This window comes from Bradyrhizobium sp. G127 (assembly GCF_021502575.1).
Taxonomy (GTDB): Bacteria; Pseudomonadota; Alphaproteobacteria; order Rhizobiales; family Xanthobacteraceae; genus Afipia.
The window spans coordinates 1,418,372-1,432,627 of the sequence record NZ_JAKFGN010000002.1 but is presented as its reverse complement, the minus strand read 5'-3'; the positions used below and the strand labels follow the sequence as shown (position 1 = coordinate 1,432,627).

At 56.6% G+C, this 14,256-nt stretch carries 15 protein-coding genes; 13 read left to right on the top strand and 2 right to left on the bottom strand.

Annotated elements, in window-relative coordinates:
• Positions 1–11: 11 nt before the first annotated feature.
• The 8 genes from LVY71_RS18900 to LVY71_RS18865 all read left to right on the top strand — a co-directional run bounded on the left by LVY71_RS18900 (position 12) and on the right by LVY71_RS18865 (position 6,173).
• On the top strand, positions 12–458 hold the full coding sequence (locus tag LVY71_RS18900; protein ID WP_235101379.1) for an FAS1-like dehydratase domain-containing protein: 447 nt from the start codon (positions 12–14) through the stop codon (positions 456–458).
• Positions 406–891, top strand: a complete 486-nt coding sequence (locus tag LVY71_RS18895) for a MaoC family dehydratase (protein WP_349629904.1) — start codon at positions 406–408, stop codon at positions 889–891. Before LVY71_RS18900 ends, LVY71_RS18895 begins: the two co-directional genes overlap by 53 nt.
• A 106-nt stretch (positions 892–997) precedes the next feature.
• Positions 998–1,753: an ABC transporter ATP-binding protein gene (locus tag LVY71_RS18890; RefSeq protein ID WP_235101377.1), complete on the top strand. Its 756-nt coding sequence runs from the start codon at positions 998–1,000 to the stop codon at positions 1,751–1,753.
• On the top strand, positions 1,746–2,492 hold the full coding sequence (locus tag LVY71_RS18885) for an ABC transporter ATP-binding protein (RefSeq protein ID WP_502797593.1): 747 nt from the start codon (positions 1,746–1,748) through the stop codon (positions 2,490–2,492). The genes LVY71_RS18890 and LVY71_RS18885 overlap by 8 nt, the downstream gene beginning before the upstream one ends.
• A gap of 66 nt (positions 2,493–2,558) precedes the next feature.
• The gene (locus LVY71_RS18880) at positions 2,559–3,422 is read left to right on the top strand and encodes a branched-chain amino acid ABC transporter permease (RefSeq protein WP_235101376.1); all 864 of its coding nucleotides are present in this window, start codon (positions 2,559–2,561) and stop codon (positions 3,420–3,422) included.
• Position 3,423: 1 nt separating this feature from the next.
• A complete protein-coding gene (locus tag LVY71_RS18875) occupies positions 3,424–4,389 on the top strand; it encodes a branched-chain amino acid ABC transporter permease (RefSeq protein WP_235101375.1) in 966 nt (321 codons plus the stop codon).
• 28 nt (positions 4,390–4,417) lie between these two features.
• On the top strand, positions 4,418–4,846 hold the full coding sequence (locus tag LVY71_RS18870) for a nuclear transport factor 2 family protein (RefSeq protein WP_235101374.1): 429 nt from the start codon (positions 4,418–4,420) through the stop codon (positions 4,844–4,846).
• 310 nt (positions 4,847–5,156) lie between these two features.
• On the top strand, positions 5,157–6,173 hold the full coding sequence (locus LVY71_RS18865) for an NAD(P)H-dependent flavin oxidoreductase (protein WP_235101373.1): 1,017 nt from the start codon (positions 5,157–5,159) through the stop codon (positions 6,171–6,173).
• A 532-nt stretch (positions 6,174–6,705) separates the two neighbouring features.
• Here LVY71_RS18865 and LVY71_RS18860 read toward each other — a convergent pair.
• Positions 6,706–6,900 (bottom strand): hypothetical protein, encoded by a 195-nt coding sequence (locus LVY71_RS18860; RefSeq protein ID WP_235101562.1) that lies wholly within the window; start codon positions 6,898–6,900, stop codon positions 6,706–6,708.
• Positions 6,901–7,016: 116 nt separating this feature from the next.
• Positions 7,017–7,598: a TetR/AcrR family transcriptional regulator gene (locus tag LVY71_RS18855; protein ID WP_235101372.1), complete on the bottom strand. Its 582-nt coding sequence runs from the start codon at positions 7,596–7,598 to the stop codon at positions 7,017–7,019.
• A gap of 220 nt (positions 7,599–7,818) precedes the next feature.
• On the opposite strand from LVY71_RS18855, the gene LVY71_RS18850 reads away from it, so the two are divergent.
• The 5 genes from LVY71_RS18850 (at position 7,819) to LVY71_RS18830 (ending at position 14,246) form a co-directional block, all read left to right on the top strand.
• Complete coding sequence (locus LVY71_RS18850; protein ID WP_502797592.1) at positions 7,819–9,702, top strand: AMP-binding protein; 1,884 nt, start codon at positions 7,819–7,821, stop codon at positions 9,700–9,702.
• A 35-nt stretch (positions 9,703–9,737) separates the two neighbouring features.
• Complete coding sequence (locus LVY71_RS18845; RefSeq protein ID WP_235101370.1) at positions 9,738–10,529, top strand: crotonase/enoyl-CoA hydratase family protein; 792 nt, start codon at positions 9,738–9,740, stop codon at positions 10,527–10,529.
• 5 nt (positions 10,530–10,534) lie between these two features.
• On the top strand, positions 10,535–12,340 hold the full coding sequence (locus LVY71_RS18840) for an acyl-CoA dehydrogenase C-terminal domain-containing protein (protein ID WP_235101369.1): 1,806 nt from the start codon (positions 10,535–10,537) through the stop codon (positions 12,338–12,340).
• Between the two features lie 29 nt (positions 12,341–12,369).
• A complete protein-coding gene (locus LVY71_RS18835) occupies positions 12,370–13,149 on the top strand; it encodes an SDR family oxidoreductase (protein ID WP_235101368.1) in 780 nt (259 codons plus the stop codon).
• A 296-nt stretch (positions 13,150–13,445) separates the two neighbouring features.
• Entirely contained in the window at positions 13,446–14,246 is an 801-nt protein-coding gene (locus tag LVY71_RS18830; RefSeq protein ID WP_235101367.1) for an SDR family NAD(P)-dependent oxidoreductase, read from the top strand.
• Positions 14,247–14,256 lie beyond the last annotated feature (10 nt).

Below are 14,256 nucleotides of genomic sequence, written 5' to 3'. Positions count from 1 at the left end.
GAGGATGAGTCTTGGTCGATCAGTCGGACGTAGGTCGTAGTTTCGCGCCAGTAATAGCGTATGCTGAGCCTCGTCGGCTTCGCTATTTCCTGGATGCGCTGAACGAGCAAAATCGAATCTATCGCGAGGAGAGGGCGGCGCACGACAGGTGCTGCTCGGCTATTCCTATACCACCCACTTACTTGTTTTGCCTCCAGATGTTGGACAATGAGTCTCCATACGAGTTCCTTGCCGAACTTCAGATCGAACCTGCCCGCGTGTTGCACGGTGAACAAAGCTTTAGCTATCACGAGCCTGTTGTCGTCGGCGATACACTAACGATTGTCTCGACTGTTGCAGATGTCGCTGTAAAAGCTGCAGGCGCGCTGACCCGTGTTGTGATCGAGAGCAATTTTAGAAACCAACATGACGTGCACGTCGCAGACACGCTTTGTACAATTATGGTGCGGAATGGATAGCTCTGTGAATCCATCAAATGGTGCTGCGTCGATAGGACGGCGTGTCGTGTATAAGAGTTTCCCTCCAATAACCCGGCACCGACTCGCATTGTATTGTGGTGCATCCGGCGATTTCAATCCAATCCATGTCGACATCGACTTCGCAAAGTCAGCTGGCTTTCCCGATGTATTTGCTCATGGGATGCTAGTCATGGCGTACGCCGGCCAGGCTTTGACGGACGTGGTTCCGCCGCACCGTATCCGTCATTTTTCAAGTCGATTTACAGCGGTCGCTGAGGTGGGCTCTCGGCTGACTTGCGAAGGGCATGTGATCGAGTTGTTCGACCAATCTGGTGAAAGCTTAATGAAGCTTGCACTGCGGATGAAAGACCAGCGAGAGGAGATCAAATTGCTCGGGGAGGCGGTTATTTTGATCGATCGTCCCAGTCAATGAGATCCTGCCGACAGAGTCAGACGGCCAATCAATACTGCTTTTCTTGCGGCGCCAGCATTTGGAAGGCTTAATTCGAATGAACTTTCAGCATGTCAGAAGCACTCGCTTGTCTGATGAGTTTATTCTTGAAACCCACGGATTGACGAAAGAATTCGCGGGTTTTGTGGCCGTGAGTGACGTCAATCTGCGGGTGCGGCGGGGGACTATTCACGCTCTGATCGGTCCGAACGGGGCCGGCAAGACCACATGTTTCAACCTGCTGACCAAGTTCCTCAAGCCGACCCGCGGCCAGATTCTGTATAAGGGACTGGATATCACCGCGATGGCGCCGGCCGATGTGGCGCGGCTTGGCCTCGTGCGCTCGTTTCAGATTTCAGCTGTGTTTCCGCATCTCACCGCGCTGGAGAACGTGCGCGTTGCGCTGCAGCGGCAGCACGGCAACTCGTTCGAGTTCTGGCGGTCAAAATCCGTACTGGATCGCTTCAATGACCGTGCGCGGGAATTGCTTGATGACGTCGGACTGAGCGAGTTCGCTTCGACCCCTGCGGTGGAAATGCCTTACGGCCGAAAGCGTGCGCTGGAGATCGCAACAACCTTGGCGCTCGATCCCGAGATGATGCTGCTCGATGAGCCGATGGCCGGGATGGGCCACGAGGACATCGACAAGGTGGCGGCGCTGATCAAGCGCATTTCGCAGAAATACACGATCCTTATGGTCGAGCATAACCTGAACGTGGTCGCCAACCTGTCGGATACCATCACGGTGCTGACCCGCGGCAAGGTGCTGGCGGAAGGCGACTACGCCACGCTCACCAAAGACCCGCGGGTCAAGGAAGCCTATCTTGGAGCCGGCCATGAATAGCCAGGTTATGAACAGTCAGGCCGTGAGTAACGCTGCCGGCTCGCCGGTTCTCACCGTCAAGAACCTCGAGGCGTGGTACGGCGAGTCCCACATCCTGCACGGCATGAACTTCGAGGTTCGTCCCGGCGAGGTGGTCACGCTGCTCGGCCGCAACGGCGCCGGCAAGACCTCGACGCTCAAGTCGGTGATGGGAATTATCGGCAAGCGCACAGGCTCGGTGTCGTTTGAGGGCAATGAGATCATCCGGCTGCCGGCGGAGAAGATCGCGCGGCTCGGCGTGGCGTTCTGCCCGGAAGAACGCGGCATCTTCGCCAGCCTCGATGTGAAGGAGAATTTCCTGCTGCCGCCGGTGATCCGCAGCGGCGGCATGACGCTGGAGCAGATCTTCGAGCTGTTTCCGAACCTGAAGGAGCGTCTCGGCAGCCAGGGCACCAAGCTGTCCGGCGGCGAGCAGCAGATGCTGGCGATCGCGCGCATCCTGCGCACCGGCGCGCGGTTCCTGATGCTGGACGAGCCGACCGAGGGCCTTGCCCCGGTCATCATCCAGCAGATCGGCAAGATGATCGCACGGCTGAAGGCGGAGGGCTTCACCATCCTCTTGGTGGAGCAGAACTTCCGTTTCGCCTCGACCGTCGCCGACCACTTCTACATCGTCGAGCACGGCAAGATCATCGACACATTCGCAAACTCGGAACTCCAGACCAACATGGAGAAATTGCACACTTATCTTGGAGTCTAGGTCACAACGATGAACATCAGCGCGCATAATGTCGCACTATTGAATCACCTTTTTGGATAGTACCATATGCAATCCCTGTACGCCCAGCTTCTGGTCGGATTGATCAACGGCTCGTTCTACGCGCTGCTCAGCCTTGGGTTGGCCGTGATCTTCGGCATGCTCAACATCATCAACTTCGCGCACGGCGCGCTCTACATGATGGGCGCGTTCGTCGCGTACTTCCTGCTGAACCTTGCGGGCATCAACTACTGGTGGGCGCTGATCCTGGCGCCGTTGGTTGTGGGCGGCTTCGGCATCATTCTCGAGCGCACGATGCTGCAATGGCTGACCGGCCTCGATCATCTGTATGGTTTGCTGCTGACGTTCGGCATGGCGCTGATCATTCAGGGCGTGTTCCAGAACTATTTCGGATCGTCCGGGTTGCCTTATGCCATTCCCGACCTTCTCAAGGGCGGCGTCAATCTCGGCTTCATGTACCTGCCGATCTATCGCGGCTGGGTCGTGATCTTCTCGCTGATCGTCTGCATCGCGACCTGGTACATGATCGAGCGGACGCGGCTCGGCGCATATCTGCGCGCCGCGACGGAGAATCCGACGCTGGTGCGCGCCTTCGGCATCAACGTGCCGCGCATGATCACGCTGACTTACGGCCTCGGCGTCGGCCTTGCGGCGCTGGCCGGTGTGCTGTCCGCGCCGATCAACCAGGTGCGCCCGCTGATGGGCGCGGATCTCATCATCGTCGTGTTCGCGGTCGTCGTGATCGGCGGCATGGGATCGATCATGGGCTCGATCATCACCGGCTTCACGCTCGGCGTGATCGAAGGTCTGACCAAGTATTCCTATCCCGAGGCATCCAACACCGTGGTCTTCGTGCTGATGGTGCTGGTGCTGCTTGTGAAGCCAACGGGACTGACGGGACGGGCGAACTGACATGGCAACAAACACCGACAACGCCGTTCCCGCAACGGGCCGCACCGCCGACGAGATGATCGCCTTCGTCATCATGACGGGGTTGCTGGCTGTTGTGCCGCTGACCGGGATTTATCCTTACTTCGTGATGCAGGCGCTGTGCTTTGCTCTGTTCGCCTGCGCCTTCAATCTTCTGATCGGTTACAGCGGCCTGCTGTCGTTCGGTCATGCCATGTTCCTCGGCACCGCGGGCTATGTGACCGCCCATGCGCTGAAGGTCTGGGGCGTGTCGCCCGAGATCGGCATCATTCTGGGTGTCGCCGCCTCATGCGCGCTGAGCGTCATTACCGGGCTGATCGCCATCCGCCGGCAGGGCATCTACTTCGCGATGATCACGCTGGCGTTGTCGCAGTTGCTGTTCTTCATCTACCTGCAGACACCCTTCACCCACGGGGAAGACGGCATCCAGGGCATTCCGCAGGGCATGATGTTCGGCTTCCTCGGCCTGTCGAAGGCGACGACGCTCTATTACGTGGTTCTGGTGATCTTCCTGCTCGGCTTCCTGCTGATCTATCGTGCGATCAACTCGCCATTCGGCGAAGTCCTGAAATCGATCCGCGAGAACGAGCAGCGTGCGATCTCGCTCGGCTACAAGACTGACCAGTACAAGTTCCTGGCTTATGTCCTGTCCGGCAGCCTGGCGGGTCTTGCCGGTGCGGTGAAGGTGTTCGTGGCGCAGAACGCATCGCTGACCGACGTGCACTGGACCATGTCCGGCGAAGTCGTGCTGATGACGCTGGTCGGCGGGCTCGGCACCGTGTTCGGGCCCGTGGTCGGGGCCTTTGTGATCATTGCCATGCAGCAGTATCTGGCCGGGTTCGGGCAGTGGGTCACCGTGATCCAGGGCGCGATCTTCGTGATCTGCGTGCTGACCTTCCGCCGCGGCGTGATCGGCGAAATCGCTCATTTCTTCAAGCGATCGCTCTGAATTGTGAAAATAACTAGGAAAGCAACACATGGTTGAGAAGAGACTCAGTAGCTTCATTGAATCGTCGCTAGCAGTTTGGCATCATTTCATGAGTACAAATGTGGCTGATGATCTGCTCCCGTTACTTGCAGAGGAGATTGTATTTCGATCTCCGGTAGCACATGAACCCTATCCTGGACGGGACGCCGCAATTCTTGTTCTGACGACTGCGAACTCTGTATTTCAGGATTTCCGTTATCACCGCGAGTGCGTAAGCGCTGATGGTCTCAACGTCGTTCTTGAATTTGAAGCGAAAGTGAATGGACGGGAGTTGAAGGGGATCGACTTTATCCGGTTCGATGCGGTGGGTAAAATTACCGAGTTCGAGGTCATGGTAAGGCCACTCAGTGGTTTAAAGGAGCTTGCATCCGCGATGAATGAACGACTCGCGTCTAAGAAGAAGCTGCTGTCTGGTTAGGCTTTGGAGTGAGGAGCTTACGTATACGCCAACGCTCAGACAGTGAGCGACCTCGCCCATAAGCGCATTGAGCTTTAATAGCCGATGAGAAAGCAACTAACCGACGATCAACTAGACGCATTCCCTGTCCGACAATGGTGTAATGGCCAACGGGCTTCCAATATTTGATGTGGAATTTCTGGATAGCTTTTTGACTACGAGGTTGTTGCGTCTCCATGACTGACGTCCGGATTCCTTTGCGTCTTATTCATCCGCAAGCGGCTAAACAAGGTTTGGCCGGTCACCCTGAACGCCGAAAGAAAGTTACCTCATGTCTCTTCCCGAGTTTCTGAAGAATTCACTTGAATTGCCGATCGTCGGCTCGCCGCTTTTTATTGTTTCAGGACCTGAACTCGTGATCGCGCAGTGCCAGGCGGGAATAGTCGGTTCATTTCCCGCTTTGAATGCTCGTCCGGCTCATATGTTGGGTGAATGGCTCACCCGCATTGAGGGTGAACTTGGCGAGTATCGTGCTCAAAATCCGGACAAGAAAGTGGCGCCGTATGCCGTCAACCAGATCTGTCACGCTTCGAATGACCGGCTATTTGCGGACATGGAAACGTGTGTGAAGCACAAGGTGCCGATTATCATCACATCGCTGCGTCCACCGGCTGAGATCGTCAAGGCCGCGCATTCCTATGGGGGCGTCGTGTTCCATGACGTCATCAATGTTAAGCACGCACGTAAGGCCGCTGAGCAAGGCGTCGACGGCTTGATCTTGGTTTGCGCTGGTGCTGGAGGCCATGCCGGTACGTTGTCGCCGTTCGCGCTGGTGCGTGAGGTCCGGCAGTGGTTCAAGGGCACAATTCTCCTGTCAGGTTCGATTTCGGACGGTTGGAGTGTAGCGTCAGCGTTGGCGCTTGGAGCCGATCTCGCCTACATGGGTACGCGCTTTATAGCTACCGCAGAGGCCGGCGCCGCCGATTCCTATAAAGCAGCCTTAGTTGCCGATCACGCGGCTGACGACATCGTTTATACAAATCTGTTTACTGGCATTCATGGTAACTATCTCCGTCCTTCGATCAAGGCCGCCGGGTTGGATCCCGACAATCTTCCTGTGGCAGACAAGTCGGTGATGAACTTTGGCTCTGGGGGGAACATGGGAGCGAAGGCTTGGCGCGATATCTGGGGGGCCGGGCAGGGGATTGGCCAAATCACGGACGCACCTTCGGTGGAAGAATTGGTCAAGCGCCTCAAGGCAGAATTTACCGATGCCTCGGAAAATTTCCTGTCGTCGGCAACCTTCGCCGCTCGCGGTGGAAGCCTTAAAGCCGGGACGCTAGCGTGATATTGACCGAAGATCACGAGGCGCCGCGAACAATCGCCCGGTGCCGCTCGTGCCCGGCGTATCGGTCAACGAAGTGCTCTAAGAATGACGGGACGCCTTCGTGACGACACGGGGTTTCGCGAGCGACGTCTTCGGAAACACCGCTTGACCAAGCTTCATCCGGAAGGGCAGAAAGGGCTCCGTTAATCGGGGCCTTTTCTTTTATTCCAATCAGCATAAGGCGTTTTTGGCACGATAGGGTCGGAACGCAGTGTCCGCCATCTCTGCTCCCGCATCTGAAAATCGAAAGGGAGACCAGATCGCGTCCGCGAAATCCTATACAAGGGTGTGAGAATTCAACTCTTGCCTGTGAACTACCAAACCATTCCCTGATATCGCAGATAAATTCGCTGATCCCACAGTTATTTCGCTGTTATGAAATTTACGGAATTCGGTCAGAAGTGCCCAGTTCATAGGACTTTTCTGAATTGTGCTCTCGAAATAAGCCCGATTTCGCGCAATTTCCCTGTAAAATTCCCTGTTAGCAGGGAATTCACGCGGAGACGGGTGCGAGCAGCACTGTGTCGCCAGCCAGCCAGTCCAGCTTTTGGAGAATATTATTTTTTTGGTGCAGAAAGGCCCGCAAACAGTGTGCTTTTCGAACTAGCAGGGTCTCCAGAGACACGACGTCCACTCCGGTATTGTCTTGAGCGAAACTCGTCACCTCAATTTCGCGGTAGATCGGCACCTTCAGCTCGTTGATCCAGCCGCGAGGATCCGCTCGATATGATTCTGCCGTAATCCGAGACTGTAGGGATGGCGAGGAAAGGCCAACCTGTCAGCTAGGAGCGGTGGCGCGCTCGCTCAACTGCTCTGTTCCTGCTGCCCCAGTTGCAGCATCGCTTTTCGCGCGGCTTGCAGGATTTCATCCGAGTGATTTGCGTCTGTCATCACACGAGACAGAGTGACGGCGCCAACCATCATGCACATCAAGGAAATGGCCAGCTCTCGAGAGCCATTCTCGCCCACGACGTTTTGTATGTTGTCAAAATATCTCGCGAGGTGTTTGCTCATAATCTCGCGGTTCTGATCGTTCGACCGTGCAACGTCACCGGCCAGCGCGGATACAGCACACCCGGAGTTCGGATTGTCACGGTGGATCTTACTCAAATAGCTGTTCGCCAGAGATTTGAGTGTCCGCTTGCCTTTGGCTGAGCCGGATTTAACAGCCGATGCTTCCCCGTCTACCAGCGCCTTGTCGAGGGCGGCTGCAACCAAGTCGTCTCGCGAAGCAAAGTGTCCGTAGAAGCCGCCGTGTGTGAGATCCACGGCCTTCATCAGGTCGCCAATGCTTACCCCCTCGAGGCCGCACTCCCGCAATTGCGCGGCCGCCACCTCTAAGATTCGCTCTCTATTCCGAGCCTTATCCGCCTTCGAATGCCCCACGGCAAAAATCCTCTAAACTTAACACTTGACGTTCTGCATGATAGTCATCATGCTGAAACTGCATGATGGTCGTCATGCACATTGTTGAGGGGCACAGTACGCGTGGTTCCCAGCAATTTCCATTGAATTTTCAGACGAATACCGGGCATGCCGAGTGAAGCCTCGCTCGTCCGAACGCGACCGCATGAGCCGGAAAACGGCCGTTATCGGGGGGAAGTCGTTGAACTCACAGGCCGGGCATGTACCGACGCGCGCGCCCTTTCGACCGGTGTCCTGGATGGCACGGGATATCGAGATCCGGCATGCGGACGGCGGCGTTGTTTATCTGAAGTCGCGCGTGCCGCTGGATGAGTATGAGCGCCATCTGCCGCAGTATCTTCAAAAGTGGTCAGTCGAGCGTGCTGATCAGGTTTGGCTCGCTCAACGCGATGTGCCGGATCGCTGGCAGACTCTGACTTACGGCGCCGGTAAGGCTGCCGTAGACGCGGTGACCGAAGCCCTGCTTGCGATGCCTCATGCCGCACGGGGGCCTCTTGTGATTCTCAGCGGAAACTCGATCGAGCACGCCGTTATTTCCATGGCCGCGATGCAAGCGAGAATTCCCGTTGCGCCCATTTCGACCGCGTATTCTCTGCAGAGCACAAGCCTGAGCAAGCTCAAATACATCTTTGAGCTACTCAAGCCCGGTGCGGTGTTCGTGCAGGACACCGATCAATACGACAGAGCGCTGTCGGCGATTGATCTCGGAGACGTAGACGTCATTTGCTCAAAAGGGGCATCCAGTCGCGCGGCATATAGAGCATATAGATTTGATGATCTGCTCAAGACCGTAGCCACGGATCGGGTCGCAGGATCCATAGCGCAGATCGATCCAGACGCCCCTGCAAAACTGTTGTTCACATCCGGCTCTACGGGCGTGCCAAAGGCGGTGAACATCACACACCGAATGATGTGCGCCAACGCCACAATGCTGATGCAGGCCAGGGATATCGATGCTCCGCCGGAGCAGGCAACGTACCTCGACTGGCTGCCGTGGAATCACGTGATGGGCGGGAACGCGGTTTTCAACCTCGTCCTTTCGAGAGGTGCCAGCCTCTATATCGATGATGGCAAGCCCGTACCTGGTCAGTTTGAGAAGACGCTCCGCAATCTGCGTGAAGTATCGCCGATTACCTACTCCAATGCTCCGGCAGGGTATATCGCGCTTGCCACCGCGCTCGAACAGGATGAACCGCTACGGAATAGCTTTTTCAAGAACCTGCATACGCTTGCTTACGGTGGCGCACGCCTTCCCGATGATATCTTCGATCGATTTCAGAAGCTGGCGGTGCAGACGGTCGGTCAGCGGATCGCTTTTGTTTCAACTTATGGTGCCACAGAGGTGGCCCCCGCCGCGACCACGACGCACTGGTTTACCGAACGCGTTGGATTGATTGGTCTCCCATGCGCTGGAACCGAGCTGAAGCTACTACCGCTCGGCAACGAAAAGTTTGAGATCAGAATCCGGAGCGTTTCCGTCACCCCGGGGTACTTCAATCAACCTGAGCTGACCGCTGCCGCGTTCGATGAAGAGGGTTTCTACAAGATCGGGGATATGGTCGAATTTCTCGATCCGGAGGACGTCGATCAGGGGCTCCTGTTTGCCGGCCGCGTGGTCGAAGATTTCAAATTGCTCTCCGGTACATTCGTTCAGGTCGGAACGTTGAGGGTGGATGCCCTTGTAAGTGCCAGCCCCTTCATTCAGGACGCGATTCTGACGGGCCAGGATCGGGACTACGTCGGGCTTCTAGCGTGGCTGAACACCGAAGCATGTCGCGCGTTTGTTGGCGACGCCTCGGCGTCCGTTCCTGTACTGATCTCGAATCCTGTCATCCGCGAAGCGCTTACCGCAGGTCTCAAGGCGCACAATATCGCGGCCGGGTATGCGGGGAGTCGAACGATCCGCCGGGTGGTGCTGCTTGAGGAGCCGCCATCGGTCGATGCTAACGAGATAACCGACAAGGGCTACATCAATCAGCGCGTCGGTCTCGATCGCCGGGCAGCGGACGTGGAGCGGCTGTACGCCGACGCGCCTGATCCCGGCGTCATCCTTGTCCCTCACTGATTTCCTTTCACATCTGCAGACTCCAGGAGCTTGAAATGGCAGACACTCAAGAAAAAATCGGTTGCGTGTATCACGAGACGCACGGTCATGTGCTCAAGATTGTGATCGACAATGCGGCGAAGAAGAATGCATTCAGCCCGGAGATGATGCTCCAGCTGTCAGACGCTATGACGCTTCTCGACAAGGACGAGAATCTTTGGGTCGGGTTGCTTTGTGCGAATGGCGATGACTTCACCGCGGGCCTGGACATGCCGAAGTTCTTCGGGCCCAAGGCGACCGCCAAGCCCATTCCGGAAGGCAACATCGATCCTTTCGGTCTTAAGAATCGTTGCCGCAAGCCCATCGTTACAGCGGTTCAAGGGATCGTTTTCACGATCGGTATCGAGATTTCGCTGGCGGGTGACATTGTCATCGCCGCTGACACCGCTCGCTTCTGTCAGATGGAGGCCAAGCGCGGCATCGCCCCGCTGGGAGGCGCACACTTCCGCTATATCACGCGTATGGGCTGGGGTGATGCAATGTACCACCTGCTTCTGTGCGATGAGTTCAAAGCAGATCGCGCGCTGAAGATTGGCCTCGTGCAAGAAGTTGTCCCCGCTGGTAAGCAAATCGATCGGGCGATGGAGATCGCGCAGCTGATCGCGAAGAACGCGCCGATCGGAATTCAGATCACGAAGGAAGCGGGACTGAAGTTCATCGAGAGCGGCGAGAAGGCCGCCGTGGATATCATCCCGAAAATCCGTGATCGCGTTTTTAATAGTGACGACATGAAGGAAGGCATTCAGTCGTTCGTTGAGCGCCGCCAGGCCGTGTTCAAGGGGCGGTAATCAGCATGCCGATCTACAAGGCGCCCGTCGAAGACTATCTGTTTGTTCTGCACGATCTGCTGGGAGTGCAAGACATGGATGACTTGCCCGGTTTCTCGGATTTGACCAGCGATCTGACCCGTCCCGTCCTTGAGGGCATTGGCCAGTTCTGTGAGGATATCTGGCAACCTCTCAACCAGAGCGGCGACGAGGAGGGGTGCCGTTTAGAAAACGGCACGGTACGAACGCCGGCCGGATTTGCGGACGCCTACAAGAAATACTGCGAGGCGGGATGGAACAAGCTCTCTTCACCGGAGAAGTTCGGCGGAGCGGGGCTTCCCGGAGTGATTGGGATGGCAGCGGGGGAGATCGCTGTCGGTTCAAACGCGGCACTTGCGCTCTATTCAGGTCTGACGAATGCGGCGTTGTCCACGCTGGAGGTCACCGGTGCGCCGTGGATGTTGCAGCATATCCTTCCGAAGATGGTTGATGGCGCCTGGACGGGCACGATGTGCCTTACCGAGCCGCATTGCGGAACCGATCTTCGCTTGATGAAGACGAAGGCGATCGAGCAACCTGACGGCACCTACAGGATCACCGGCACGAAGATTTTCATTTCCGGCGGTGATCACGATCTGTCCGAGAATATCATCCATCTCGTGCTTGCGAAGTTGCCGAACGCTGAAGGCAAGTTCGTTGATGATCTCTCGACGGTGAATTTCTTTCTTGTATCGAAGCAGAACATTGACCCCGATACGGGCCGGCTCTCCCACCGGAACGGCGTCACCGTGGGGGCGGTCGAAAAGAAGATGGGAATCAAGGGAAACGCGACCTGCGTACTTAATTTTGAAGATGCCGTGGCCTACCGCCTCGGCGGGCAGTCCGAGAACAAGTCTAGTTCTGCTGCCGGCATGAGCGGCATGTTTCTGATGATGAACCGGGCGCGGCTTGGGACAGGCATTTCGGCACTAGCTGTATCGGAGGCCGCATATCAGAATTCGGCGCATTACGCGCGGGAGCGGATTGCCGGAAAGCCCGGCAAAGGCTCCACGGAACCTCATGCGATCGTTTCATACCCGGATGTTCGGCGACTTCTCGTCAAGCAGCGCGCGTTCAACGAGGGTGCGCGGGCGTTCGGAGCTTGGGTTTCTCTACTCATCGAGAAGCAGCGCCATGCGGTCGAGGCCGATGAGCGGAAGCGATCCGGAGAATTGGCCCAGCTGCTGACGCCTGTCATCAAGGCATACTTTAGCGATCGTGCCTTCGATGGCGCGAATGCCACCGTCCAGATTTATGGTGGTCACGGCTATGTTCGAGACAATGGCGTCGAACAGTTTGTACGCGATGCCCGCATCTATCAGATCTATGAAGGTGCTAACGGTGTTCAGGCGCATGACCTGGTTGCACGCAAGTTGGCCGGTGATGATCGCGCGGTTCTGGCTTTTATCGACGAGATCGACCAAGCGATAGAGAAGTGCAACACCGCTTATCTTCGGGATTTGTCTGAGGCCTTGAGTGAAGCGGCCAAGGACCTCAAATCGGCAGCGGATTGGGTCAAGGCGACCAGTGGCTCGGCCCAGGATGTTGCAGCCGCGTCCTACGACATCCTCAACATTTTTGGCACCGTCGCCATTGGCATGATCTGGGCGAAGATGGCCCATGTGGCTCAGGATCTTTTGACGGCCGGACCCGCGGACAAAGAATTCCTAGAGCGCAAGCTTGTGCTCGCCCGTTACTGGATGCAGCGCGAACTTCCGATGACGCGAACGTTTCTCAATCGAGCGACGCTTGGCTCCCGAGGTCTAATGGACCTTGCAACAGCAGCGTTTTGAACACTCTTCGAATTCGAAAGGAAACAACGATGAACTCGACCATGAAGGCATTTGATCTGACTGGAAAGACAGCGCTGGTCACTGGCGCATCGCGCGGTCTAGGCATGCAGATCGCTGAGGCGCTGGCCGATCAAGGAGCGCGTCTGGTGATTTCGTCCCGCAAGGCTGAGGATCTGGAGACGGCCGCGAATCACCTGGTGGATCGTGGTGCGAAAGTAGAATGGATCGCCGCTGACAACTCAAAAGACCAAGACATAACAAGGCTCGCAGACGAAGCGATCGCGAAGCTCGGTAAAGTTGACATCCTTGTGAATAATGCGGGTGCCTCGTGGGGTGCGCCGGCCGAAGATCATCCTGTCGATGCGTGGGACAAGGTGATGAATCTCAACATCCGGTCCCTGTTTCTGCTTTCCCAATTGATCGCAAAAAAATCGATGATCCCGAATAAGTATGGACGGGTCATCAATCTTGCATCGATCGCCGGTTTGCGGGGCAATCGCGGCCCGACCGGAACAATCGCTTACAATACCAGTAAGGGAGCTGTCGTGAATTTCACCCGTGGACTCGCGGGCGAGTGGGGCAAATACGGAATCACGGTCAATGCGCTCGCTCCAGGCTTCTTTCCGTCGAAAATGACCCATGGGACCATTAAGGCGCTCGGCATCGAGAAGCTAACCGAAGGAGTGCCCTTGCGCCGTATTGGTGACGATGAAGATCTGAAGGGCGCAGCCCTGCTTTTTGCGAGCGACGCCGGGAAGCACATCACCGGACAAATCCTTGCGGTGGACGGCGGCCTAACAGCCGTTTGATCCACTGCGGAGTAATCGGGGTGCCGGATGAAAAGTGGGGAGAAGCGGTTCAAGCGATCGTCGTGTGACGCGGCGGTAGCGCCGTGGATGCCAGTACCATCATCGCACACGCGCGGGAACGATTGGCTGGGTACAAACTCCCAAAGTCCGTCGAGTTTATTGACGTGTTTCCGCGCAATCCGACCGGGAAATTGCAGAAGCGCGAGTTGCGCGAGAAGTATTGGCGCGGCCACGAGCGGCGCGTCAATTGGTGAAAACCAGCCGACGAAAACAATGATCTTGCAGGAAAGTTTCATATGAGCGACATCCGACATGCCGCCGTGATAACCGGTGCATCTTCCGGTATCGGCTTGGCTTATGCCCAGCAGTTATCTCAGCGAGGGTACGATCTCATTCTCGTCGCGAGACGGAAGGATCGTCTTGAGCAGTTGGCATTTACCCTCGAAGAACACTCCCGGAGCGCCGTGACGACAATAGTTGCGGATCTTGCGAATGAAGCCGACTTGCGTCGTGTTCAGGGCGTGTTTTCGGAGCGCAAGGACATCTCGGTCCTCGTGAACAATGCTGGCGTAGGTGCTCTCGGACCAACCTCCAAAGTTGATGTCTACAGCCTTGAAAACCTCGTTAAGGTCAACGTGCTCGCGCTAACGACGCTCTCGAAGGCAGCACTTTCAGCATTCAAAGCGCGCGGTCACGGCCTCTTAGTCAATATTGCCTCAGTCATAGCATTCGGACCATCGGCAACAGCCGCAGCCTACGGCGGTTCAAAAGCATACGTTCTGAATTTCTCGCGGTCGGTTGAGCAGGAATATACGGAAGGCGGAATTACCGTTCAAACCATTCTTCCTGGGCCTGTCAAAAGCGAGTTCTTTTCCGCGTCAGGTGTCGCGCCGCCAGGCTTTCCGGAGGAGCATTTCATGTCTGCGGATACGCTGGTTGAAACCGCGCTGCGGGCCTTCGATATGAAAGAGAGGGTGACCTTCCCGACGCTTGCGGACACGGCCTCGTGGGCGGAATTCGAGGGGGCACGAAAAAAATTCTACAAATCGGTTCTGATGACCGGAAAACCCGCAGCGCGCTATGCGCTCGCCAAGTGAGGATATCGAA

Coding starts and splice junctions, on each gene's coding strand:
- LVY71_RS18830 (WP_235101367.1), top strand. CDS start 13,446: ATGAGCGACATCCGACATGCCGCCGTGATAACCGGTGCATCTTCCGGT.
- LVY71_RS18880 (WP_235101376.1), top strand. CDS start 2,559: ATGCAATCCCTGTACGCCCAGCTTCTGGTCGGATTGATCAACGGCTCG.
- LVY71_RS18835 (WP_235101368.1), top strand. CDS start 12,370: ATGAACTCGACCATGAAGGCATTTGATCTGACTGGAAAGACAGCGCTG.
- LVY71_RS18840 (WP_235101369.1), top strand. CDS start 10,535: ATGCCGATCTACAAGGCGCCCGTCGAAGACTATCTGTTTGTTCTGCAC.
- LVY71_RS18885 (WP_502797593.1), top strand. CDS start 1,746: ATGAATAGCCAGGTTATGAACAGTCAGGCCGTGAGTAACGCTGCCGGC.
- LVY71_RS18895 (WP_349629904.1), top strand. CDS start 406: ATGACGTGCACGTCGCAGACACGCTTTGTACAATTATGGTGCGGAATG.
- LVY71_RS18845 (WP_235101370.1), top strand. CDS start 9,738: ATGGCAGACACTCAAGAAAAAATCGGTTGCGTGTATCACGAGACGCAC.
- LVY71_RS18870 (WP_235101374.1), top strand. CDS start 4,418: ATGGTTGAGAAGAGACTCAGTAGCTTCATTGAATCGTCGCTAGCAGTT.
- LVY71_RS18865 (WP_235101373.1), top strand. CDS start 5,157: ATGTCTCTTCCCGAGTTTCTGAAGAATTCACTTGAATTGCCGATCGTC.
- LVY71_RS18875 (WP_235101375.1), top strand. CDS start 3,424: ATGGCAACAAACACCGACAACGCCGTTCCCGCAACGGGCCGCACCGCC.